The organism is Pseudoxanthomonas sp. Root630 (genome assembly GCF_001427585.1).
Classification (GTDB): Bacteria; Pseudomonadota; Gammaproteobacteria; order Xanthomonadales; family Xanthomonadaceae; genus Pseudoxanthomonas_A.
On record NZ_LMGY01000019.1, the window covers coordinates 162,851 to 183,952 of the forward strand.

Here is a 21,102-nt window from a genome sequence, read left to right on the forward strand (position 1 = left end):
CGCCCCGGCCGATGGCGTGCGCTAGAGTTCAAGGATGACCTCTTCGCACACCATCGGCCTCTTTCGCGGGCCGGAGATCACGCCCTGGCTGGACGATGTCGCGCGCCTGCGCGTGGCGGTGTTCCGCGATTGGCCGTACCTGTACGAAGGCGACCTGGACTTCGAGCGCGATTATCTCGATGCCTATGCGCGCTCGGCCGAAAGCGTGTTCGTGCTGGCGATGGAGGCGGGGCAGGTGATCGGCGCATCCACCGGGCTGCCGCTGGTGGACGATACGGCGGTCTTCCGCCAGCCGTTCCTCGAGAGCGACATCGATCCCGAGGACGTCTTCTATTTCGGCGAATCGGTGCTGCTGCCCGCCCATCGCGGGCATGGCATCGGCCATGCCTTTTTCGACCATCGCGAAGCGCATGCGCGTGCGCTGGGCCGCTTCGCGTGGACGGCGTTCTGTGCGGTGGATCGCGACGACGGTGATGCGCGCAGGCCCGCAGGCCATCGCGGCAACGACGTGTTCTGGGCCAAGCGCGGCTACGAGCGGCGCCCCGGCATGACGATGCGGTTGCCGTGGGACGAGATCGGCCAGGGCGAGATCGACCATGCGCTGACGTTCTGGTTGCGTCCGCTGGAGACGGCACGATGAAGGTCGCGGTCGCGAAATATCCGATCCAGGCGCCGGCCGGTTTCGCCGCATTCGCTGAACGCCAGGCGGCCGTGCTCGGCGAGGCTGCCGCGCAGGGCGCGCGCATCGCCGTGCTGCCCGAATACCTGTCGCTGGAGCTGGCGGCCACGTTCGACGCCGCCACCCGGGCCGACCTGCACGCTTCGCTGGGCGCGATCCAGCGCTATCGCGAGGACTGGTTGGCGTTGTATGCGCGGCTGGCGACGTCGCTGGACATGTACGTCGTGGCCGGCACCTTCCTGCTGGCGCAGGGCGATGGCCGCTACCGCAACCGCTGCGACGTGTTCACGCCGCAGGGCACACATCACTGGCAGGACAAGCTGCAGCTCACGGGGTTCGAAAAGGGCCTCGGCGTCATCGACGGTGGCGATGCGCTGAAGGTATTCGACCTGGACGGTGTGCGTACCGGCGTGGCCGTCTGCTACGACAGCGAGTTCCCGCTGCCCGTGCGCGCGCAGGCCGAAGCCGGCGCGCGCCTGCTGCTGGTGCCCAGTTGCACCGATACCGAGGCCGGCGCGACCCGCGTGCGCGTGGGATGCCTGGCGCGTGCGCTGGAGAACCGCGTGTTCGTGGCGCAGTCGGTGACGGCGGGCGAGGCGGCGTGGAGTCCTGCGCTCGACATCAACACCGGCGAGGCCGCGATCTTCGCGCCGATGGATCGTGGACTGCCTGCCGACGGCATCGTCACGCAGACCTCCGGCAATGAGGTGTGGGCGCTCGCTGATCTCGATATCGACGCGCTGGCGCGCAGTCGCAGCGATGCGCAAGTGGCGAACGACCGGGACTGGGCGGGTCAGCTGCAGCCCGCGATCGCGCGCGCCCGGATGGAAAAGCGCTGACGCTTTCCGATCACCCCAACAAGCTGACCCCGGGCACCAGCCAGATCGACAGCCCCGCCAGGGCCGTGCCGATCACGGTCGCCGCCAGCACATCGCTGGGGTAGTGCAGGCCCAGTACCACGCGCGAAGCCGCCACGCAGCCGGCGAAGGGGATCAGCAGCGGCGCAAGCCCCGGGTAATGCGCCAGCGCCACCAGGGTGAACGCCACCGCGTGCAGCGTGTGCCCGGACGGGAAGCTGAATTCGTCCAGCGGCGCGATCCAGGCGCGGATGCGCACGTCGGAGGCGAACGGGCGCGGGCGCCGCGTCCACCGCTTGAGCAGTTTGTACAGCGTCAGGGCGATCACGCCGGTGGCGGCCAGGTGCGCGGAGGCGGCCAGGCCATCCAGGCCGTGCGCCACGATCAGGGCGGCCATCAGCACGTACCAGAACACGCCGTCGCCCAAGCGGCTGACGATGGCGAAGAAGCGGCGCACGCCGCTCCATTCGCCCCAGCGGTTCACCCGCAGGCACCAGCCGGTGTCCCGGCCCATGAACGCATTACGCGGCAGCAGCGGACGCATCGTGGCTTCTCCGGGTGAGGGCGAGGTCGGACAGCAGGGCATCGAAATCGGCGGCTACCTGTTCGGGGCGCAGGGCGCGCATCGCGACAGCGCCGGCGTCGCCCATCGCGCGACGCAGCGCAGGGTCGGCGGCCAGGTGCCGGGCCGCGGCCATGAACGCGTCATCGTCATCGACGGCCGCACCGTGCACGCCATCGACCAAATGCTCGCGCGCGGCGCCGTAGTTGAACGCCACCGTGGGCACGCCACTGGCCATCGCTTCCAGGGTGACGTTGCCGAAGGTTTCGCTGTGGCTGGAGAATAGGAACAGATCGCCGCTGGCGAAGTGCCGTGCCAGCGTTTCACCGCGCTGCACGCCGCAGAAGATGAAGTCCGGATGCTCCTGCGCCAGCCGCTCGCGGACCGGACCATCGCCCACCCACACGAACTTCGCCGTCGGGTGCTGTTGCCGGATCGCGTCGAAGGCGCGGATCGACAGATCCAGGTTCTTCTCCGCGGCGATGCGGCCCACGTAGATCACGGCCAGGTCGTCCGGCTGCAGGCCCCAGTGCGCCCGCAAGGCGTCGTCCCGCCGCGCCGGGCTGAAATGCTGGGCATCCACCGCCCGCGCCAGCCGCACCACGTGGTGGAAGCCCTGCGAGCGCAGGAAGTCCGCCAGCTCGCGCGTCGGCACGAGGGTCGCCTGCGCGCCGTTGTGGAAGCGGCGCATCCAGCGCAGCGCCGTGTGTTCGAGGAAGCGCGCGCCGTAGTCGCGCATGTATTCGTCGAAGCGCGTGTGGAAGCCGGTGGCCACCGGAATGCCCAGCCGGCGCGCTGCGCGCACGGCCGACCACCCCAGGGGGCCTTCCGTGGCCACGTAGATCGCATCCGGCGGGGAATCCTTCCACAGCGCGACCAGGCGCCGGGTGGCGGGCAGGCCGAACTTCAGGCCCGGGTAGCGGGGCAGGCTGGCGCCGCGGACCAGCATCGTGTCGTCGACCGCAGTGCCGGTGTCGGCCGCCTGCCGCGGCCGCACCAGCGAAACGGCATGCCCGCGCTGGCGCAGGCCGGTTTCCAGCCCTTGCACGGTGAGGGCGACGCCGTTGACCTCCGGCGGGTACGTCTCGGTGACGATGGCAAAGCGCATGCGCAGCTCCACGTTTTGCGCATGCTGGGGCCGCGATGTGTAGCGCGTGTTGCGGCGCCGTTACCGCTGGATGACGGCGGAACGGCTCACGGCACTTTCGATGTTTTCCGTGGGCGGCCATCGGTCGCGGCCTGGCCCAGCAGGCGCCGGAACCGGGGACATTCGAGATGATTGGGTGCCGGGCACGCGGCGGCGTGGCGAAGTCCGTCCCGCATCGCGCTCAGCCTCAGGATCATCGCGTCCAGTTCGCGCGCCTTGGTGCGCAGGGCACGGCGGTCGATCTCCGGCCGACCGTCGGCGCCGAACATCGCCGCGATCTCGTCCAGCGAGAAGCCCGCGGTCTGCCCGAGGGCGATGAGGGCCAGGCGTTCGAGGACGCCGGGGTCGAACAGGCGGCGCAGCCCGTGCCGCCCGACCGATGCGATCAGGCCCTTCTGCTCGTAATAGCGCAGTGCGGATGCCGGCACGCCGGACCGTTTCGCGACCTCGCCGATGTCCATCACGACCCCGCTTGACTTCAAGTTGACTTGAAGTGGCATCGTGCGCGCAACGGTCGTGGGGCACAAGCCTGTGCCGGACCGTCGCACGAGGAGAACGACATGGCTGCCTGGATCTGCACGGTGCTCATCGGCATCGGCGGCACGCTCGCGATGGATGCGTGGGGCTTGCTGCGTCGCCGCCTGTTCGGTGTGCCGGTCGCCGACTACGCGCTGGTCGGTCGTTGGCTGGGCCACATGCCAGCGGGTCGGTTCCGCCACGGCGCCATCGCCCGCAGCCGCGTCATTCGCGGCGAACGCGTACTGGGGTGGTGCATGCACTACCTGACCGGCGTGGTCTTTGCCGGCGCGCTTCCCATGGTCTGGGGGACGACGTGGCTGCGTAACCCCACGCCGGGCCCGGCGATCGTGGTCGGTGCGGTCACCGTCGCGGCGCCGTTCCTGCTGATGCAGCCGGGCATGGGCGCCGGTATCGCGGCCTCCAGGACGCCGCGTCCAGGCAGGGCCCGCCTGCACAGCGTGATGAACCACCTCGTGTTCGGTGCAGGGCTTTATCTGTCGGCCCTGTGCCTGAGTCCACTGTGCTTTCCCTGATCCTCTTCATTCCCCAAGGAGTCTTCCATGCGTATTCCCGCCCGTTTCGCGCCGCTGCTGTTCGGTGCGCTGCTGTCCGCCATCATGGTGTCGCTGGTGTCCGCCTTCGTGTTGCTGATCAACCAAGGGCTGCACGCCGGGTTCATCGCCACGTGGGCACGCAGTTGTGCCACGACCTGGCCGGTGGCGTTCATCGCCGTCACGTTGGTGGCTCCGTGGGTGCGCCGGGTCGTCGCGACGCTGACGGCCTGATGGCGCGATGGATGAAGGCGGCTGTTTGCGCGAACGTACGAGCGCGCAGGTCAGCGCGGAGCGCGCTTGCGCGGCGGCCCCGCATCCTTGCGCACGCGGGTCTCGTAGGCCTTTACGACCAGCGCTCTGACGACCGCAGGCGTGGCGTGGGCCAGGTCCACGCGCAGGCCCAGCACCTTGCTGCCCCAGAACAGCTTCTCGAGGAAGGCGGGATACATCGCCAGCGCCTGCTCGCGGTCTTCTTCGCCGACGAACACGTGCAGGTGCGTTCCCTCGGGCGGAATCGTCACGAAGATCTTGCCGCGTACGCGGAACGACGAATAGGTGTGGTGCGGTTCTTCGGTCACCGCCTCGAGCGACAGCGCATGCGCGCGGATGTCCGCCAGCTTCACGGATCGATGCCTGCCCGTCGGCGCGTCAGGCCGCCCGCGCCTTGCGCGACGCCAACCGATGCCCCAGCCACGCCATCGGCAGGTAGGCGAACACCAGGTCCACGACGGTGAACCAGAGCGGCGAGGGCAGCATGGCGACGGCGGCGATGCCGCCGATCAGGAAGCACGCACCCACCACCCACGCCGGCCCAGTCGTCCGGCCGGGCGTAGCCAGCGTCGCAACGAAGGCGCCGACCAGCGTGCCTACCGCGTGCGCCAGGAACGGGAACAGGAAGTGCTTCGGCTCGAACAGCGGCATGGCCGCCTTCAGGCCTTCGGTGGTGGTGGTATCCACGCCGGCCGGCGGCGGGATCACATGGCCGCTGAGCATGACCAGCGCCATGTTGACGATGCTGCCGACGAACAGCCCGGCGATGACGGCCAGGATCAAATGGAACACACGCTTCATGACAACCTCCGGCAAGGATGCGAGGGACTGCCCGTCGGCGTGGGGCCGGCCGTGACTGCGAGCGACTATAGCGGAGCGCTGGTTCAGGCGCCTCCTGAGGTTCTCGATGGGATCCTCACCACGCAAACCCTTCCTTCCAGTCGCTCTGAGGCAGCCATGTGGTCTGGTCCGGCGACGAAGCATCGATCTGGCCGGCGACCACGCTGCGCGCCACCATCGGTTCGATGTCCGAGAAGCGGGTTGCGCGTGATCCGATGCCGGCGCCGATCAGGTTGTTGTGGATGTCCATCTGGTTGGATCGTTTGCCGCGCCGTTCCATCACGCCGTTCACCAGGTCGATGGCGCGCGGGTCGAGCGTGTAGGCCACGACCGCGCTGGCGAGCGTGTGCCGGTACGCATCCAGTGGGCCATGGCGGCCGCCCGGCAGCGGGCTCTGCAGGACGTGGGACCAGGTGTAGATCAGGACGAAGGCGGGATAAGCCGCCAGGAGCAGGGCGGCCAGCACGAGCCTGCGCAGCCAGGGGCGCTTGCGTTTCGATGGTGTCATCGGCGTCAGTCGTCGAGCGGTTCGACCACCACCGCCGTGCCGTAGCACAGCACTTCGGTGAGGCCGGCCATCACGTCGGTGGCGTCGTAGCGGACGGCGACGATCGCATTGGCGCCCAGCTGCCGCGCATGCTGCAGCATGTCGCGATAAGTCTCGTCGCGGGCCTGTTCGCAGAGTTCGGTGTAGATGGTGATGTTGCCGCCGAACAGCGACTGCAGTCCGCCGAGGAAGTTGCCGACGATCGACCGCGACCGCACCGTGATGCCGCGCACCATGCCGAGGTTGCGACGAATGCGGTAGCCCGGCAGTTCCAGTGCGGTGGTCACCATCGCATCGTTGAGCGACAACGGGGCGGTACGCGGTGCGGCGGGCGAGGATGCGTAGGCCGAGGAGGAGTTGTAAGGATCGGTCATCGTGTTTCCGGGCGGAGGTTGGCGAAGCGTGGCGTGTGGCTCAGGTGTACAGATGCTGGCCCAGTTCCACGACGGTGGCCTGCCAGTCATGGAAGTCGTCGGTCTCCTCCCATAGTTCCCGTAGCTCCGAGTGGTCGGCCAGGATGCGGGTGAGTGCGTCGCGCGCCTGTGCGGCGGTCGTGGCGTCGATGGTGGGACGGATGCGGGCGAGCCAGTCGGCCAGCCCGTCCTCCTGCTGTGCGGCGAGCGTGGGACGCCCCAGGGCGGCCGCCACGATCTCCGCGGCCACGATGGCCACCGTGGCATCGGGCGCTTCCACGTACTCGCTCGATGTCAGCACATTGTCGAACACCTCCGCGATCAACGACAGGTCGCCGCTCTGCAGCGCGTCGATCATGAAATCCGCCGCGTCGTCGTTCTCGAACGAGCCGATGCCCCAGGTGCCCATGCAGTTGAACCTCGATCAGTGTGCGGCTGGAGTCATTGTGAGGGCGGCACGCATGCGCCGGATTTGAGAGTGGTCGTTCCGATTGGAACCCATGTTTCTTCCAGCGTGCGGACCCCGGTGTCAGGCGTGGAGGGACGCCAGTGTCGCTCCACACGGAATACGGGAACACCGTCGTTCAGTACGAAGAAGTAAGTCGGGCCTTCCACCAAATCTTCCTGCACATCCTGCATGGAAGGAACGCTGACGCTGAGTCCCCAGGTTCCCCAGTCCGGCACGTGTTTCTCGATATGCAGAAATCCCATGCCATGAACGATCTCCACTTCATCGAGTTTCGGGAGTGGGATGTCACCGAGCAACGCCTGCGGAAGCCAGTTTGAATGTTGGCCTATCTGGATGCACAGCGAGGCAAGACGATCCTCGTGCTCCGCCACGTAAATGACTTCGCCATCGGACGAGCGCTTCCAGACCTCGCTCGGCGAGAAGGCGAGAGGCGATGTCGCCGCCGCAGGGAGTGCGAGAGGCCCGAGCGCGGCAATCGAGAGGGCGAAGAAGCGAGCCGTCGGCGTCACGGCACCCGCCCGCCTCGCGCCACCGTGAACAGCGCATACCACTCCTCGCGCGAGAGTTGGACCGCATCCGCCGCGGCGCAGGCCACCAGCCGCACCGGGTCGGTGGTGCCGACGATGGGCTGCAGGCCGGCGGGATGGCGCAACAGCCAGGCTAGTTGGATCGCTTCCGGCGTCACGCCCTTCGCGTCGGCCAGTTGGCGCAGCAGTGTGGAGATCTCGCGGATCACGGGGTCGGCGAACTCGGACGTCGTGGCCAGCTTGCCGCCGGCCAGCGGCGACCACGCCTGCACGCGGATGTCGTGCAGGCGCGCGTGGTCCAGCATGCCGGCGGCCGAGGCATAGGCGTGGCCGGTCGTGTTGGCGACCACGCCTTCGTCGATCAGGGGCAGGTGCAGCAGGCTGATTTCCACCTGGTTCGCCACCAGCGGCTGTCGCACATGACGGCGGAGCAGGTCGATCTGGCCGGGCGTGTGGTTGCTGACGCCGAAGTGCCGCACCTTGCCGCTGGCATGCAGGGCATCGAACGCCTGCGCGACGTCTTCCGGCTCCATCAGCGCATCGGGGCGATGCAGCAGCAGCACGTCCAGATGGTCCACACCCAGGCGCGCAAGGCTGCCTTCCACCGAGGCCACGATGTGCGCATGGCTGAAGTCGTAGCGGCCCGGGGTGCCGGGCGGGTCGTCGGCGAAGCGGATGCCGCACTTCGATTGCAACACCATCTTCGCGCGCAGGCCCGGCGAGGCGCGCAATACGTCGCCGAAGACCTGCTCGGACTTGCCGCGGGCATAGATGTCCGCGTGGTCGAACAGGGTGATGCCGTGGGCCAGGGCGGTTTCGACCAGCCGTTGCGCGTTGCGCCGCTCGTCCGCGGTGATCGGCGAGGTGTCCCAGGCACGGCTCAGGTGCATGCAGCCGTAACCGATCCGGGACGTCGTGAGGCCCTCGGCGAGGGGATAGGTCTTCATCGGCAGGCCACGCAGGACGGGGACGGCATCATGCCAGAGCGTCGCGGCATGTCAGCTGCGCGCGCGTTCGGCGGCGAGCATCTGCGCCAGCGCATCGGCGTCCAGCGGACGCGCGAGATGGTAGCCCTGCACGTCGTCCACCCCGAGCGCCTGCAGGGCGGCCAGTTCGGACGCGGTCTCCACGCCTTCGGCCACCACATGCGACTGGGTCTGCCGCGCGAACTCGATCAGCGCGGCGGCCAGTGCGCGGCGGGGGGAATCGCTGTCGATATCGCGGGTCAGGCTGAGGTCCAGCTTGATGATGTCCGGCTGGATCGCCAGTACGTGCCGCATGCTGGCGTAACCCGCGCCGGCATCGTCCACGGCCACGCGCACGCCGGCTTCGCGCAGCGGCGCCAGGCGCTTGTTGAGCAGGCCGTAGTCGTCCACCAGCGAATGCTCGGTGATTTCCAGCACCACGCGGCGCGGATCGAGATCGTCGATATAGCCGTCGATGCCGCCGCTGATGATCGTCTGCGGCGACACGTTGAGCGCCACGTAGAAATCGCCCGGCATGTGACGAAGACCATCGAGCGCGGACAGGATGGCGTTGAGCTCCAGGCGCACGCCCAGGCCGATCTCGCGCGCCTCGGCGAACCACACGTCGGGCGTGCGCTGGGGTTCCAGCCTGAAGCGCGACAGGCATTCCACGCCGACGATGCGGCGTTCGCTGCTGCGGTAGATCGGCTGGTAGACCACGTGCGGTTGGCCCATTTCGAGCACCGCGGTGATGCGCGCGACTTTCTCTTCGTGCGCCTGCACGGCATCCAGGTCGCCGTCGATCTGGTACGCCAGCAGGTCGGCGAAGGCGCGCATCATGTGCAGGTCGCGCTGGCTGAGCGACAGGTTGGCGGCCAGGCTGAAGCAGCAGAAGGTGCCGTACACGCGGCCGTCGCGCAGTTGGATCGGCACGCTGAGATGGGCGCCGATGGGGACCAGTGCGGTCTCGGGGATGTGCTCGAGCAGCGGTACGGCGCGGGTATCGGGGATCAGTTGCGGGATCTGTCCCTCGACCACGCGCATGCAGTAGCCCTCTTCGAGCGGGCTCGAATCGCCAGGGCGGATGGGGGCGGGATCCAGGCGGCTGGCGACGTGGCGGAACACGCGGTCGCGACCGTTGAACTCGGAGACGAAGGCCACATCCATGTCGAGGTGGCGGCGGACGGCATCCAGCATGCGGTCCACGTTGCGGCCGATGGCAGCGGCACCGGGGCCGCCGTCCAGCCAGGCGTCGGACAACAGCTCGTCGTGGATTCTTCGATCGATCAAGGCTTCCTCCTGAAGACAGGCGTACGACGAAGTGGAACAGCCGTCGGGCCTGCTCCCGCCGCAAGGGCGGACGGGGAGGATGGCGTGGGGACAGAAGGGTACAGGCCACGCCGCGGACCTCTCGGCAGGTCCGAGTGTACCTTCATGTCACATAAGGGGAAGTGCCGGCCGGCTCAGGCCACGAACGGCTTGAAGGCCACGCCCAGGCCCTGCATGTCTTCGGGCTCGCCGAGCAGGTCCGAGCGCAGCAACGGGCGGGCGTCGATCCACTTCTTGCTGACCACCAGGTCCAGGCGATCGCCCTGGGCGGTCACGTCCAGGCGCGGGATGGCTTCGTTGTCGTGCGAGCGGTGCAGCAACACGGCCAGGCGCAGCAGCGCGGCTTTGCGCTTGGCGCTCAGCAGCAGGCGGTCGGGCAGGGCGTCGAAGGCATTCTTGGGAATGCCGCGGCGATGCGTGCGGACCAGGGCCGACAGCACCTGCTGTTCCTGGCGCGAGAAGCCTTCGATATCGGAGTGCTCGAGCAGATAGGCGCCGTGCACGTGGTATTGGCTGTGCGCGATGACCAGGCCGATCTCGTGCAGGCGCGCGGCCCAGCCGAGCATGCGCGCGTCGTCGTCGTCCAGGCCCCAGCTCTGCTCGACCTGTTCGAACAGGCGCATCGCGGTGGCTTCCACGCGCGCGGCCTGGAACTCGTCGATGCCGTAGCGCTGCATCAGCGCGGCGGTGGACAGGTCGCGCGGATCGTTGTCGCCGCCACGGCCCAGCATGTCGAACAGGATGCCTTCGCGCATCGCCGCCTTGCTGACCATCAGGCGCTGCAGGCCCAGCGCTTCGAACGCGGCCTCCAGCACCAGCACGCCGCCGGCGATGATCGGCCGGCGGTCGTTGGACAGGCCCGGCAGATCGATGTCCTCGATGCGGTCGGCCTGCAGCAGCTTCTCGCGCACCTGCGGCAGCGCCTCGGCGGTGACGGCGCCCTTGGTGAGCTTCATCGCCGCGCAGATCTCGCCGATCGCCTTGTTGGTGCCGGAGGAGCCGATGGCTTCCTGCCATCCCAGGCTGCGGTAGAGACCGGCGAACTGCTGGAACTCGGCGCCGATCTCGGTGAGCGCTTCTTTCCATCGCTTGCGCGAGAGCTTGCCGCCGGGGAAGAACCGGCGCGTGCTGGCGATGCAACCGGCCTGCAGGCTTTCGCGTTCGAGCGTGTCGAAGCCGCGGCCGATGATGAATTCGGTGGAGCCGCCGCCGATGTCGATCACTAGGCGGCGCTGGCTCGCCTTCGGCGGTTGGGAGTGCGCGACACCCAGGTAGATCAGGCGCGCCTCTTCGCGTCCGGAGACCACTTCGATCGGCTTGCCCAGCGCGGCTTCGGCCGCGACCAGGAACTCCTGCGGCTCGCGCAACTGGCGCACGGTATTGGTGGCGAGCGCACGCACGCGCGCCGCGGGAATATCGCGGATGCGCTGGCCGAAACGCGACAGGCAGTCGAGCGCGCGCTGGCGGGCGGCGGCGGACAGGCCGCCCTTGCCATCCAGGCCATCGGCCATGCGTACCGTTTCGCGCAGCCGGTCCACCACGCGCAGCTGGCCCAGCAGCGAACGCGCGACCACCATGTGGAAGCTGTTGGAACCCAGGTCGATCGCGGCCAGCAGGTCCCCGTCCTGGAGCGGCGGGGAGGTGGGGGAGTTCAAGGGCGCCATGCGATCAGTTTAGCCGGTGGGACCCGGCATTGCTGCACCGCGACGATGACGCCGGGCATCGCAGGATGCGTCCGATGGTCGCATCAGACCTTCGCCAGCAACGTGCCCTGGGCGGAATGCGGGGCGTCGTCGCCGGGCGTCAGCTTCTGGTAGCTGCCATCCGCCTGCAGTTCCCAGGCATTGCAGTTGTCGTCCAGGTAGTTCTGCAGGCCGTCCTTGAACACGCGCGAGGCGAGCTCCTTGTCGAGGATCGGGAAGCAGGTCTCCACGCGATGCAACAGGTTGCGTTCCAGCCAGTCGGCGCTGGCGCAGTACAACTCGGGCGAACCGTCGTTGCCGAACCAGTAGATGCGGCTGTGCTCGAGGAAGCGGCCGACGATCGAGCGCACGCGGATGTTGTCGGAGATTCCCGGCACGCCGGGGCGCAGTGCGCAGGCGCCGCGGACGATCAGGTCGATCTTCACGCCCGCCTGCGAAGCGGCGTACAGCGCACGGATGATGCGCGGCTCGTTGATCGCGTTGATCTTGGCGATGATGCGCGCGGGCTTGCCGGCCCTGGCCAGCTTGGCCTCGCGTTCGATCTTGCGGATCAGGCCGGGGTGCAGGGTGAACGGCGATTGCAGCAGGCGCTTGAGCTTGGTGGTGGGCGCCAGGCCCGACAGCTGCTGGAACAGCAGGTGCACGTCGGTGCCGATGTCCGGGTCGCAGGTGAGCAGGCCGATGTCGGTGTACGCGCGCGCCGTGCCGCTGTGGTAGTTGCCCGTGCCCAGGTGCACGTAGCGGCGCAGCTTGCGGCCTTCGCGGCGGACGATCAGCAGCATCTTGGCGTGGGTCTTGTAGCCCACTACGCCGTAGACGACCTGTGCGCCGGCTTCCTGCAGCTTGTCCGCCACGCCGAGGTTGGCGTCTTCGTCGAAGCGCGCGCGCAGTTCCACCACAACGGTGACATCCTTGCCGTTGCGCGCCGCCTGCACCAGCGCCTCGACGAGCGCCGAGTCCTTGCCGGTGCGGTACAGGGTCTGCTTGATGGCGAGGACGTCCGGATCGACGGCGGCCTGCTTGACGACTTCGAGCACGGCGGCGAAGGAGTCGAAGGGATGGTGCAGCAGCACGTCGCCGTCGGCGACCTTCTCGAAGATCGCATCGCTGTCGCGCAGCGTGCGCGGGGTGAACGCGGGGTACTTCAGTTCCGGACGCTGCACCAGGTCGTAGACCTGGATGACGCGGTTGAGGTTGACCGGGCCGTTGATCGGATAGACGGCGTTGTCGGGCAGGGCGAAATTCTGCAGCAACGTGCGCACGATGGGCTTGGGGCAGTCGTGCGCGATCTCCAGCCGCACGGCCGGCCGGTAGCCGCGGCCGACCAGTTCGTCGCGCAGGGCCAGCGCCAGGTTCTCCACTTCCTCCTCGTCGACGACGACCTCGGAGTTGCGGGTCACGCGGAACTGGTAGGAGCCCTTGACCTCCATGCCGGGGAACAGTTCGTCCACGAACACCGACAGCACCGAGGACAGCAGCACGAAGTCGTTCTCGCCGCCGGATACGCGCTGCGGCAGGTGGATGATGCGCGGCAGCGAGCGCGGCGCGCGCACGATGGCCAAGTGGCCGGCGCGGCCGAACGCATCCTTGCCCTTCAGCACGACCACGATGTTCAGCGATTTGTTGAGGATCTTCGGGAACGGATGCGCCGGGTCCAGGCCCAGCGGCGACAGCACCGGCATGATCTCGTTGCGGAAGTAGGCGCGCAGCCAGCGGGTCTGGCGGGCGTTCCAGCTGTCGCGGCCGAACACGCGCACGCCGGCTTCGGCCAGGCCCGGGCGCAGCACCTGGTTCCAGCACTTGTATTGCGCGTCCACCAGTTCGGCGGCGCGGTCGTGGATCTTGTTGAGCACGGTGGCCGGGCTCATGCCGTCGGCGCCCGGCGGCAGGCCGAAGTCCTGCGCGTGCCGCACGGTGGCGGCGCGGATCTCGAAGAACTCGTCCAGGTTGGTGCACGAGATGCACAGGAAGCGCAGGCGCTCGAGCAACGGCACCGACGGGTCCTGCGCCTGTGCGAGCACGCGGAAATTGAAATCCAGCTGGGACAGTTCGCGATTGAGGTACAGCGCGGGATCGCGCAGCACGTCTTCGCCGGTCAGGGCGGCGGGTGTCGTGTCGAGGGCGGCGTTCATGCGGTCTGGTCCGTCAGGGCGGGGGTTGAAGCGTCCAGGCGGGGTTCCACGCGCTGTGCGCCGAAATGCACGGAAAAAGTACTGCCGTGGCCGACTTCGCTTTCGATCTCGAGCCGCGCCTGGTGCAGGTTGAGCACGTGCTTGACGATCGACAGGCCCAGGCCCGTGCCGCCGCTCTCGCGCGAGCGGCTGGTCGAGACGCGGTAGAAGCGCTCGGTGATGCGCGGCAGGTGCGAGGACGGAATGCCGTAGCCGGTGTCGCGCACGCTGAGCACGGCGCCGTCGCCCTCACGCGCGAAGCGGACGGTGATGGTGCCCCCGACCGGGGTGTAGCGCACCGCGTTGCTGACCAGGTTGGAGAACGCGCTGTGCAGTTCCTTGTTCGATCCCGACAGGTCCACGCCGGCCTCGTCCAGGATCACCACGGTATGCCGGCGCTGGCTCAGCGCTTCGGCTTCGCGGCGCAGCGTGGCCAGCATGGGCGCCATGGCGACGTTCTCGTCCGGCAGGCTTTCCTGCGCTTCGAGGCGCGACAGGGTCAGCAGGTCCTCGACCAGTTGGGTCATGCGCTGCGACTGCTTCTGCATCTCCGACAACATGGGCGCCCAGTCCGGGTACTCGGTGGGTTCCAGCATGTCGAGGTAACCGTGCACGACGGTCAGCGGCGTGCGCAGTTCGTGCGAGACGTTGGCGACGAAGTCGCGCCGCATCTGCTCCAGGCGCAGCATCTTGCTGACGTCGCGCGCGACCAGCAGCCAGTACTGGTCGGAATAGGGGATCAGGCGCAGGTTGAGGCGCAGGTCCGGGTCCACCGGGGATGCGGCATCCAGCATCGGTTCGGCATTGCGTCCGGCGGCGAGCCAGTGGGACATCGGCAGCGGCTGCAGGCGGTCGCCGACCGGCGCCCCGATGTCGGTGGGGTACTGCAGGCCGAGCAGGCTGCCGGCCGCCTTGTTGAACCACTGCACGCGCTGGCTGTTGCGTTCCACCACCACCACCGCATCGGGCAGGGCGGCGGCGGCGGCGCGGTAGGCGCGCAGCATGTCGAGCAGGCGGCGCTTGCGGGTGCGCATTTCGGCCTGGCCGCGGAAGAGCAGGCGGTCGAGTTCGTTCCAGACGCCCTGGCCCTGCGCGGGCTCGAGGCGCTGGCGGGCAGTCAGCCGCAGCAGCACCTTGCGCAGGCGCCAGTAGTGCCACGTCACCACGCCCAGCGCGGCCAGCGTCACCACCGGCCACACCTGGCCCAGCAGCAGGCCGATCACCACGGCCAGCGCGAGGATGCCGGCCAACTGGCCTAGCGTCTTGAACCACGCGGAACGGATGTGGTGGGGCATGGATCGATTGTAGGCAGATATGTATGACAGCGACGCGCAGGCCGGGGCCTGCGGCTTACATCGCCGCGGAGAACCGGTAGCCGGAGCCGCGGACCGTCTGCACCATGTTCTCCAGGCCATGCGGTTCGAGCGTCTTGCGCAGGCGCCGGATATGCACGTCGACCGTGCGCTCTTCCACGTACACGCTGCCGCCCCAGACGTGGTCCAGCAGCTGGGTGCGGGAGTACACGCGCTCGGGATGGGTCATGAAGAAGTGCAGCAGGCGGTATTCGGTGGGGCCGATCGGCACCGGCGTATCGCCGGCGAACACGCGATGGGCTGCGCCGTCGATGCGCAGGTTGCCGACCGACACGCTGCCGTCCTCGTCGTCGTCGCGCGAGCGGCGCATGACGGCGCGGATGCGGGCCAGCAGCTCGCGGGCCGAGAAGGGCTTGACCACGTAGTCGTCCACGCCGGCCTCGAGGCCGCCGACACGGTCGTTCTCTTCGCCGCGGGCGGTGAGCATGATGATCGGCACGTCCCGGGTCATGGCGTCTTTGCGCCAGCGGCGGGCCAGTTCCAGGCCGCTGGTGCCGGGCAGCATCCAGTCCAGCAGGATCAGGTCGGGGACGCGGTCGGCGATGGCGTTCTGGGCCTCGCGGGCGTCGCCGGCATGGATGGGCTCGTACTCGCCCTTGCGCAGGGCGAAGGCCACCATGTCGCGGATGGCGGGTTCGTCGTCGACGATCAGGATGTGCTTCTGCACGCGGCGTCCGGTGGCGTGGGGTTCTGCGCCAGTAGACGACAATTTTATGACGATTACATGACGGGCCGCCGGGGTGTCACAAGGCCACGCCGGCCTGGTTCAGCGGCGTTCGACGTCGGGGTCGCGGATGCCCTGGCGGCGCAGTTCCAGCACCTCGGGGGTGATGGCGGCGATCCGGGCGTCGACCCGGGCCCGGGCGTAGTAATCCAGGTCGCTCTGCTTCTTGAGATTCTGCAACTGGATCAGGGCCTGTTCCGGCCGGCCGTTGAGGTAGGCCGCCTCGGCATAGGCCTCGCCGGCCCGGGCCGTGTCGCCGGCCAGTTCGTTGGCACGGGCGAACTGCTGCTGGAAGACCGGGTCGTCGCCCGCCCGCGCCATCAGCGGGCGGAGTACCGCCTGGGCGCGGCGGCCGGCCTCGGCGCCGCCCTGCTCGTTCAGCACCTTGGCGTAGGTCAGGGCCACCGGGCGGTTCTGCGGCAGGCGCTGGACCAGGGCGTCGAAGCGCCGGTTCGCCGCGGCGGTGTCGCCGGTGCGGGATTCGGCTTCGCCCAGGGTCAGGGACACCCACAGGCTGTCCGGGTAGGTGTCATCCAGCTTGCGCAGTTCGGTCAGCGCGGTGCGGACATCGCCGCCCTGCAGGTGGGCCACGGCCAGGCCATAGCGCTGCGGTCCGCCGAGGGGCTTGCCGGTCTGGCGGCGCAGGGTCTCGTATTCGCGCACGGCCGCCGACGGCGTATCCGCGCTGAGCGCGCGCAGGCGTTCGCGGGCCCAGTCGAAGTCCCCCGTGTCGCCCTGGCCGAAGCCGAGCGACGGCAGGGTGACGGGAACCGGCAGCAAGGGGTTCGCGCTGCGGGTTTCCGGCAGGGTGATGCCGCGTCGGTCGAAGCGCTCCACGCGTTCGCCGCCCGGCACGGCGGTGACGGTGGTGACCTGTTCGCCACGCAACGGGTCGGCGCGCTGGCGCGCTTCGCTGATGCGGGTGGTGGTGACCGGGTGGGTCTGCAGGTAATCGGGGACCGCCTCGCGCCCACTGCCTCTCGCCACCCGGGTGGCCTGCTGCAGTTTGGAGAAGAAGCCGGCCATCGCATCGATGTCGTACCCGGCGCGCGACAGCGTGCGGATGCCCACGCGGTCGGCCTCGGATTCGTTGGAGCGGGTGTAGTCGATCTGCCGCTGCTGCATCAGGCCCATGGCCGACGCGATGGCGGCCTGCGAGGCATCGCCGCTGGAGCTGCCGCCAGCGGCCTGCGCCAGCACGATGGCGCCCAGCATGCCCAGCAGGATCGGGATCTGGTCGCGCTGCGCGCGCTCCACGCCGCGCAGTACGTGTTGCTGGGTGACGTGGGCGATTTCGTGGGAGAGCACCGCCGCCACTTCGTCCTCGCGGTCGGCCGTCAACACCAGGCCGGCATTCATGCCGATGTAGCCGCCCAGGGTGGCGAAGGCGTTGATCTGCCGGTCGCGCATCATGAAGAAGGTGTACGCCTGCTGCGGGTTGTCGCTGTCGGCGCCCAGTCTGCTGCCGACGGTCTGCAGCCAGTCGGTGACCAGCGGGTCTTCCAGCAGGTAACCGTAGTTGCGCAGCTCGCGCAGCATCATGCCGCCGTATTGGGCCTGGCGCGCCGGGGTGAGCAGCTCGCCAGCGGAAGAGCCGATGTCCGGCAGCCGGCTGTCCTGCGACGCCGCCAACGGCGCCGCGAGGACCAGGGTCAGGGCAGTGGCGAGCAGCAATGGGCGCAAATGGAAGCTCCGTGGCGGATAATGGCGCCGTCATCAGGATGACCGGTCGTTGATCCGGGCGAGTGAATACGTGGTTAACCGGACCAGTACCGGTCCGCACTGTTCCATGTCGCCGGCTGGAACCCGACCCGGTCGGCCCGATATCGGTTGCGACCGCAGTATGTCCTTTTCGTTCCGGAGAACTCCCTTGAGCGACACCCCGCAAGGCGCCACCGCGCCGGAAATCACCCTCTACAGCACCGCCATCTGTCCGTACTGCGTGGCCGCGAAGAACTTCCTGAAGAGCAAGGGCCAGGCCTGGACCGAGGTGCGCATCGACCTGGACCCGGCCGAGCGCGAGAAGATGGTCGCCAAGGCCAGGCGCACCAGCGTGCCGCAGATCTTCGTGGGCGAGGTTCACGTGGGCGGTTACGACGACATGATCGCGTTGCACCGCGCAGGCAAGCTCGATGCGCTGCTGGCGGGAGAGGCCGCATGAGCGCCGCCGACGACAGCCAGGACCGCGTGAAGGCGTTCACCGAATTCCGCCAGCGCATGAACAAGCGCATCCTGGACGAGCCCAACCAGGTCGTCCGCCGGTTCTTCGCGCTCGACACGCAGACCTACCAGGAAGGCGCGCTGGACGTGAAGACCAAGGAACTGCTGGGCCTGGTCGCCTCGATGGTGCTGCGTTGCGACGACTGCATCAGCTACCACGTCGCCCAGTGCAAGGAGGCGGGCGTGACCCGCGAGGAATTCTTCGAAACGTTCTCCGTCGGGCTCGTGGTGGGCGGCTCGATCGTCATCCCGCACCTGCGCCGGGCGGTGGATTTCCTCGACCAGTTGGAAGGTGGACAGGCGGACGCGCCGGTGGCTCACGACCACTGATGCCGCAGCGGGAGCGGGATCGCCTCCACCCGCGAGCGCCCCACCTGACGGCGTCCTCCGCCGTCGTCCCAGCGAAGGCTGGGACCCATCTTGATCGTTGTCTTCCACCGTCGCCGCGGGAAGGAGCAGCAGCGGCGTGGATCCCGGCCTTCGCCGGGAGGACGGTCCCGGGGGTTGATCCCTTCCGCCTTCGCCCTGCAGGGTCGGCCTCAGACCAACGTCGATTAGGGGCCTTGCGGGCCGTTCGGGCATAATTGGCGGACAAAACTTCCTTTTCGCGCCCGCCGCGGCCCTGTCCGGCGCGCGCCCCTGTTCGGAAACCCCACTCAATGACCCAGACGATTACGGTCATCCGCGGCGACGGTATTGGCCCGGAGATCATGGATGCCACCCTGTACGTGCTCGACGCCCTCAAGGTCGGCCTGACCTACGAAGAGGCCGATGCCGGCATGGTCGCGCTGGAGAAGCACGGCGACCTGCTGCCGCAGGCCACGCTGGATTCCATCCGCAAGAACGGCGTGGCGCTGAAGAGCCCGCTGACGACGCCGGTGGGCGAGGGTTTCAGCTCGATCAACGTGGCCCTGCGCCGCCACTTCGACCTGTACGCCAACGTGCGTCCGGCGAAGTCGTTCCCGAACACCAAGTCGCGTTTCCCGTCGGGCGTGGACCTGATCACCGTGCGCGAGAACACCGAAGGCGCGTACATCGGTGAAGGCCAGTCGATTTCCGAAGACGGCGAAACCGCGCTGCTGACGCAGAAGATCACCCGCAAGGGCTCCGACCGCATCGTGCGCTACGCCTACGACCTGGCCCGCAAGACCGGCCGCAAGAAGGTCACCATCGTCCACAAGGCCAACATCCTGAAGACGACCTCGGGCCTGTTCCTGAAGGTCGCGCGCGAAGTGGCCGCGCAGTATCCGGACATCCAGACCAACGAGATGATCGTGGACAACACCTGCATGCAGCTGGTGATGCGTCCGGAGCAGTTCGACATCATCGTCACCACCAACCTGTTCGGCGACATCATCTCCGACCTGTGCGCCGGCCTCGTGGGTGGCCTGGGCCTGGCTCCGGGCGCCAACATCGGCGTCGATGCGGCGATCTTCGAAGCCGTGCACGGCTCCGCCCCGGACATCGCCGGCAAGGGCGTCGCCAATCCGTGCGCGCTGCTGCTGGGCGCGGCGCAGATGCTGGACCACCTGGGCCAGCCGGAGAAGGCCGAGCGCCTGCGCGCGGCCATCATCGCCACGCTGGAAGCCAAGGATTCGCTGACCCCGGACCTGGGCGGCGAGGGCAATACGATGTCGTTCGCCAAGGCGATCGCCAGCCGCGTGTAAATCCGTCCTGCATCGCGGTACGCACGAACGGGACGCTCAGCGTCCCGTTTTTGTTGGTCCCTGTCCCATCCATGGGGTTGGACGCTAGGCTGGCGGCACGCACAATCCGCGGCCCCACGCAGAAGGCCTTGCCATGTCCGTCCGTCCCAGCGCACTCGCGCTGACCCCGCTGCTGCTGTTCCTCGCGTTGTTCTTCGGTGCCGGGCTGTACTACACCGGGCAGGGCGACGCGATGGGCTTCTACCGTCTGCATGCGCCGGTGGCCATCCTCCCCGCGATCGCGCTGGGCCTGTGGATCGCGCACCGCGCCGGGGTCAAGGCGATGGATACGCTGCTGCAGGGCATCGGCGACAGCAACATCATCCTGATGTGCCTGATCTTCCTGCTGGCCGGCGCCTTCGCGATGGTCACCAAGCAGATCGGCGCCGTGGATGCCGTGGTCGCCCTCGGCGTGGGTGCGCTGCCGCCGGCGCTGATCCTGCCGGGCCTTTTCCTCGTCGCCGGCTTCCTCTCGCTGGCCGTCGGCACATCGATGGGCACCATCGCGGCGGTCACCCCGATCGCGCTGGGCGTGTCCGATGCCGCCGGCATCGACCGTGCGCTGGTGGTGGGCGCCGTGCTGGGCGGCGCCACCTTCGGCGACAACCTGTCGGTGATCTCGGACACCGCCATCGCGGCGGCACGCACGCAGGGCTGTACGGTGCGTGAGAAGTTCCGCGAAAACGTGAAGATCGCGCTGCCGGCCGCCCTGCTGACCCTGGTGGTGCTGGCGGTCGTGGGAGATGCCTCCCCGGTGGAGGCGACCGAGCCGACGTCCGCGTGGCTGGTACTGCCTTACGTGCTGGTGCTGGTATTGGCGGTCACCGGCCTGGACGTACTGGTCGTGCTGACGATCGGGCTGGTGGTGGCGGGGTTGTTCGGCCTGTGGTTCGGGCCGGCGGACTACGCCCTGCCGAACTTCGCCGACGACATCTATGCTGGGTTCGAGGGCGTGGTGGAGATCACGCTGCTGGCCTTGTTCATCGGTGGGCTGGGTGCGCTGATGAAGGCGAGCGGCGGCCTGGACTGGCTGGCCAGGCAGATCACGCGCGTCGCGCGCGGCAACACCGGCCGTCGCACCGGCGAGTGGTGCATCGCCGCGCTGGCCTCGCTGACGGACGTGTTCACGGCGAACAACACCGTGGCCATCCTGATCAGCGGGGGCGTGGCGCGCGACATCGCCGAACGCCACGATGTGCCGCCTGCGCGCGCGGCCAGCGTGCTCGACATCTTCGTCTGCATCGTGCAGAGCCTGCTGCCCTACGGTGCGCAGATCCTGCTGGCGGCGTCCCTGGCCAGCCTGTCGCCGCTGGCGCTGATGGGGAAGGTGCACTACTGCTGGTTGCTCGCAGGCGTGACCGTACTCTTCATGGTCTGGCCCTCGCGACGGGGCAGGATCGCCACGGCATGAAAAAAAGGGCGCCCGAGTGAACTGACCCCCAAATGTTGGACGGTCGGTTTGTAGCTTACGCTGCCAAGGGCTGGGTTCGGTACTGCACCGGGCTCAGCCCTTTTAGTTTCAGCATG

At 68.4% G+C, this 21,102-nt stretch carries 24 protein-coding genes; 8 read left to right on the forward strand and 16 right to left on the reverse strand.

Going from position 1 to position 21,102, the window contains the following annotated elements; translation table 11 throughout:
* Positions 1-34: 34 nt before the first annotated feature.
* A complete protein-coding gene (locus ASD72_RS18550) occupies positions 35-640 on the forward strand; it encodes a GNAT family N-acetyltransferase (RefSeq protein ID WP_056881449.1) in 606 nt (201 codons plus the stop codon).
* Positions 637-1,518, forward strand: a complete 882-nt coding sequence (locus ASD72_RS18555) for a carbon-nitrogen hydrolase family protein (RefSeq protein WP_056881450.1) — start codon at positions 637-639, stop codon at positions 1,516-1,518. The genes ASD72_RS18550 and ASD72_RS18555 overlap by 4 nt, the downstream gene beginning before the upstream one ends.
* A 10-nt stretch (positions 1,519-1,528) precedes the next feature.
* Here ASD72_RS18555 and ASD72_RS18560 read toward each other — a convergent pair whose 3' ends face one another.
* The 3 genes from ASD72_RS18560 to ASD72_RS18570 form a co-directional block, all read right to left on the reverse strand.
* Positions 1,529-2,050 carry a phosphatase PAP2 family protein gene (locus tag ASD72_RS18560; protein WP_056881485.1) on the reverse strand — a complete coding sequence of 174 codons (522 nt, stop codon included), beginning with the start codon at positions 2,048-2,050 and terminating at the stop codon, positions 1,529-1,531.
* 7 nt (positions 2,051-2,057) lie between these two features.
* Positions 2,058-3,206 (reverse strand): glycosyltransferase family 1 protein, encoded by a 1,149-nt coding sequence (locus ASD72_RS18565; protein ID WP_056881486.1) that lies wholly within the window; start codon positions 3,204-3,206, stop codon positions 2,058-2,060.
* Positions 3,207-3,292: 86 nt separating this feature from the next.
* The gene (locus tag ASD72_RS18570; RefSeq protein ID WP_056881451.1) at positions 3,293-3,706 is read right to left on the reverse strand and encodes a helix-turn-helix domain-containing protein; all 414 of its coding nucleotides are present in this window, start codon (positions 3,704-3,706) and stop codon (positions 3,293-3,295) included.
* A 99-nt stretch (positions 3,707-3,805) separates the two neighbouring features.
* On the opposite strand from ASD72_RS18570, the gene ASD72_RS18575 reads away from it, so the two are divergent.
* Together ASD72_RS18575 and ASD72_RS18580 are read left to right on the forward strand one after the other, a co-directional pair.
* Complete coding sequence (locus ASD72_RS18575) at positions 3,806-4,297, forward strand: DUF2938 domain-containing protein (RefSeq protein ID WP_056881487.1); 492 nt, start codon at positions 3,806-3,808, stop codon at positions 4,295-4,297.
* A gap of 27 nt (positions 4,298-4,324) precedes the next feature.
* Entirely contained in the window at positions 4,325-4,549 is a 225-nt protein-coding gene (locus ASD72_RS18580; protein ID WP_056881452.1) for a DUF2798 domain-containing protein, read from the forward strand.
* Between the two features lie 50 nt (positions 4,550-4,599).
* Here the strand turns inward: ASD72_RS18580 and ASD72_RS18585 are convergent, their stop codons facing one another.
* From ASD72_RS18585 to ASD72_RS18645, 13 genes are all read right to left on the reverse strand, one after another.
* Complete coding sequence (locus tag ASD72_RS18585; protein ID WP_056881453.1) at positions 4,600-4,941, reverse strand: MmcQ/YjbR family DNA-binding protein; 342 nt, start codon at positions 4,939-4,941, stop codon at positions 4,600-4,602.
* 25 nt (positions 4,942-4,966) lie between these two features.
* Positions 4,967-5,389 carry a hypothetical protein gene (locus ASD72_RS18590; RefSeq protein ID WP_056881454.1) on the reverse strand — a complete coding sequence of 141 codons (423 nt, stop codon included), beginning with the start codon at positions 5,387-5,389 and terminating at the stop codon, positions 4,967-4,969.
* A gap of 115 nt (positions 5,390-5,504) precedes the next feature.
* Complete coding sequence (locus ASD72_RS18595) at positions 5,505-5,936, reverse strand: hypothetical protein (protein WP_056881455.1); 432 nt, start codon at positions 5,934-5,936, stop codon at positions 5,505-5,507.
* 5 nt (positions 5,937-5,941) lie between these two features.
* Positions 5,942-6,349, reverse strand: coding sequence for a YbjQ family protein (locus ASD72_RS18600; protein ID WP_056881456.1), 408 nt, complete (start codon positions 6,347-6,349; stop codon positions 5,942-5,944).
* A gap of 40 nt (positions 6,350-6,389) precedes the next feature.
* Complete coding sequence (locus ASD72_RS18605; protein ID WP_056881457.1) at positions 6,390-6,797, reverse strand: DUF4259 domain-containing protein; 408 nt, start codon at positions 6,795-6,797, stop codon at positions 6,390-6,392.
* Positions 6,798-6,829: 32 nt separating this feature from the next.
* Complete coding sequence (locus ASD72_RS18610) at positions 6,830-7,366, reverse strand: hypothetical protein (RefSeq protein WP_056881458.1); 537 nt, start codon at positions 7,364-7,366, stop codon at positions 6,830-6,832.
* Positions 7,363-8,331 (reverse strand): aldo/keto reductase, encoded by a 969-nt coding sequence (locus ASD72_RS18615; protein ID WP_056881459.1) that lies wholly within the window; start codon positions 8,329-8,331, stop codon positions 7,363-7,365. Before ASD72_RS18615 ends, ASD72_RS18610 begins: the two co-directional genes overlap by 4 nt.
* 51 nt (positions 8,332-8,382) lie before the next feature.
* Positions 8,383-9,639, reverse strand: a complete 1,257-nt coding sequence (locus ASD72_RS18620; RefSeq protein WP_056881460.1) for an EAL domain-containing protein — start codon at positions 9,637-9,639, stop codon at positions 8,383-8,385.
* A gap of 173 nt (positions 9,640-9,812) precedes the next feature.
* Complete coding sequence (gene ppx, locus ASD72_RS18625) at positions 9,813-11,342, reverse strand: exopolyphosphatase (protein ID WP_056881461.1); 1,530 nt, start codon at positions 11,340-11,342, stop codon at positions 9,813-9,815.
* A gap of 83 nt (positions 11,343-11,425) precedes the next feature.
* Positions 11,426-13,513: a polyphosphate kinase 1 gene (gene ppk1, locus ASD72_RS18630; protein WP_056881462.1), complete on the reverse strand. Its 2,088-nt coding sequence runs from the start codon at positions 13,511-13,513 to the stop codon at positions 11,426-11,428.
* Positions 13,510-14,847 carry a phosphate regulon sensor histidine kinase PhoR gene (gene phoR, locus ASD72_RS18635; RefSeq protein WP_056881463.1) on the reverse strand — a complete coding sequence of 446 codons (1,338 nt, stop codon included), beginning with the start codon at positions 14,845-14,847 and terminating at the stop codon, positions 13,510-13,512. Before phoR ends, ppk1 begins: the two co-directional genes overlap by 4 nt.
* Before the next feature lie 55 nt (positions 14,848-14,902).
* Entirely contained in the window at positions 14,903-15,592 is a 690-nt protein-coding gene (phoB, locus tag ASD72_RS18640; protein ID WP_056881464.1) for a phosphate regulon transcriptional regulator PhoB, read from the reverse strand.
* Between the two features lie 99 nt (positions 15,593-15,691).
* On the reverse strand, positions 15,692-17,332 hold the full coding sequence (locus ASD72_RS18645; RefSeq protein ID WP_056881465.1) for a M48 family metalloprotease: 1,641 nt from the start codon (positions 17,330-17,332) through the stop codon (positions 15,692-15,694).
* 187 nt (positions 17,333-17,519) lie between these two features.
* Between ASD72_RS18645 and grxC the strand changes: the two genes are divergently transcribed.
* From grxC to ASD72_RS18665, 4 genes are all read left to right on the forward strand, one after another.
* The gene (gene grxC / locus ASD72_RS18650; protein WP_235578059.1) at positions 17,520-17,810 is read left to right on the forward strand and encodes a glutaredoxin 3; all 291 of its coding nucleotides are present in this window, start codon (positions 17,520-17,522) and stop codon (positions 17,808-17,810) included.
* Positions 17,807-18,199: a carboxymuconolactone decarboxylase family protein gene (locus ASD72_RS18655; protein ID WP_056881467.1), complete on the forward strand. Its 393-nt coding sequence runs from the start codon at positions 17,807-17,809 to the stop codon at positions 18,197-18,199. Before grxC ends, ASD72_RS18655 begins: the two co-directional genes overlap by 4 nt.
* Positions 18,200-18,528: 329 nt before the next feature.
* Positions 18,529-19,536 carry an isocitrate dehydrogenase gene (locus ASD72_RS18660; RefSeq protein ID WP_056881468.1) on the forward strand — a complete coding sequence of 336 codons (1,008 nt, stop codon included), beginning with the start codon at positions 18,529-18,531 and terminating at the stop codon, positions 19,534-19,536.
* 133 nt (positions 19,537-19,669) lie between these two features.
* On the forward strand, positions 19,670-20,986 hold the full coding sequence (locus ASD72_RS18665; protein ID WP_056881469.1) for a Na+/H+ antiporter NhaC family protein: 1,317 nt from the start codon (positions 19,670-19,672) through the stop codon (positions 20,984-20,986).
* The last annotated feature ends 116 nt before the right edge of the window (positions 20,987-21,102 follow it).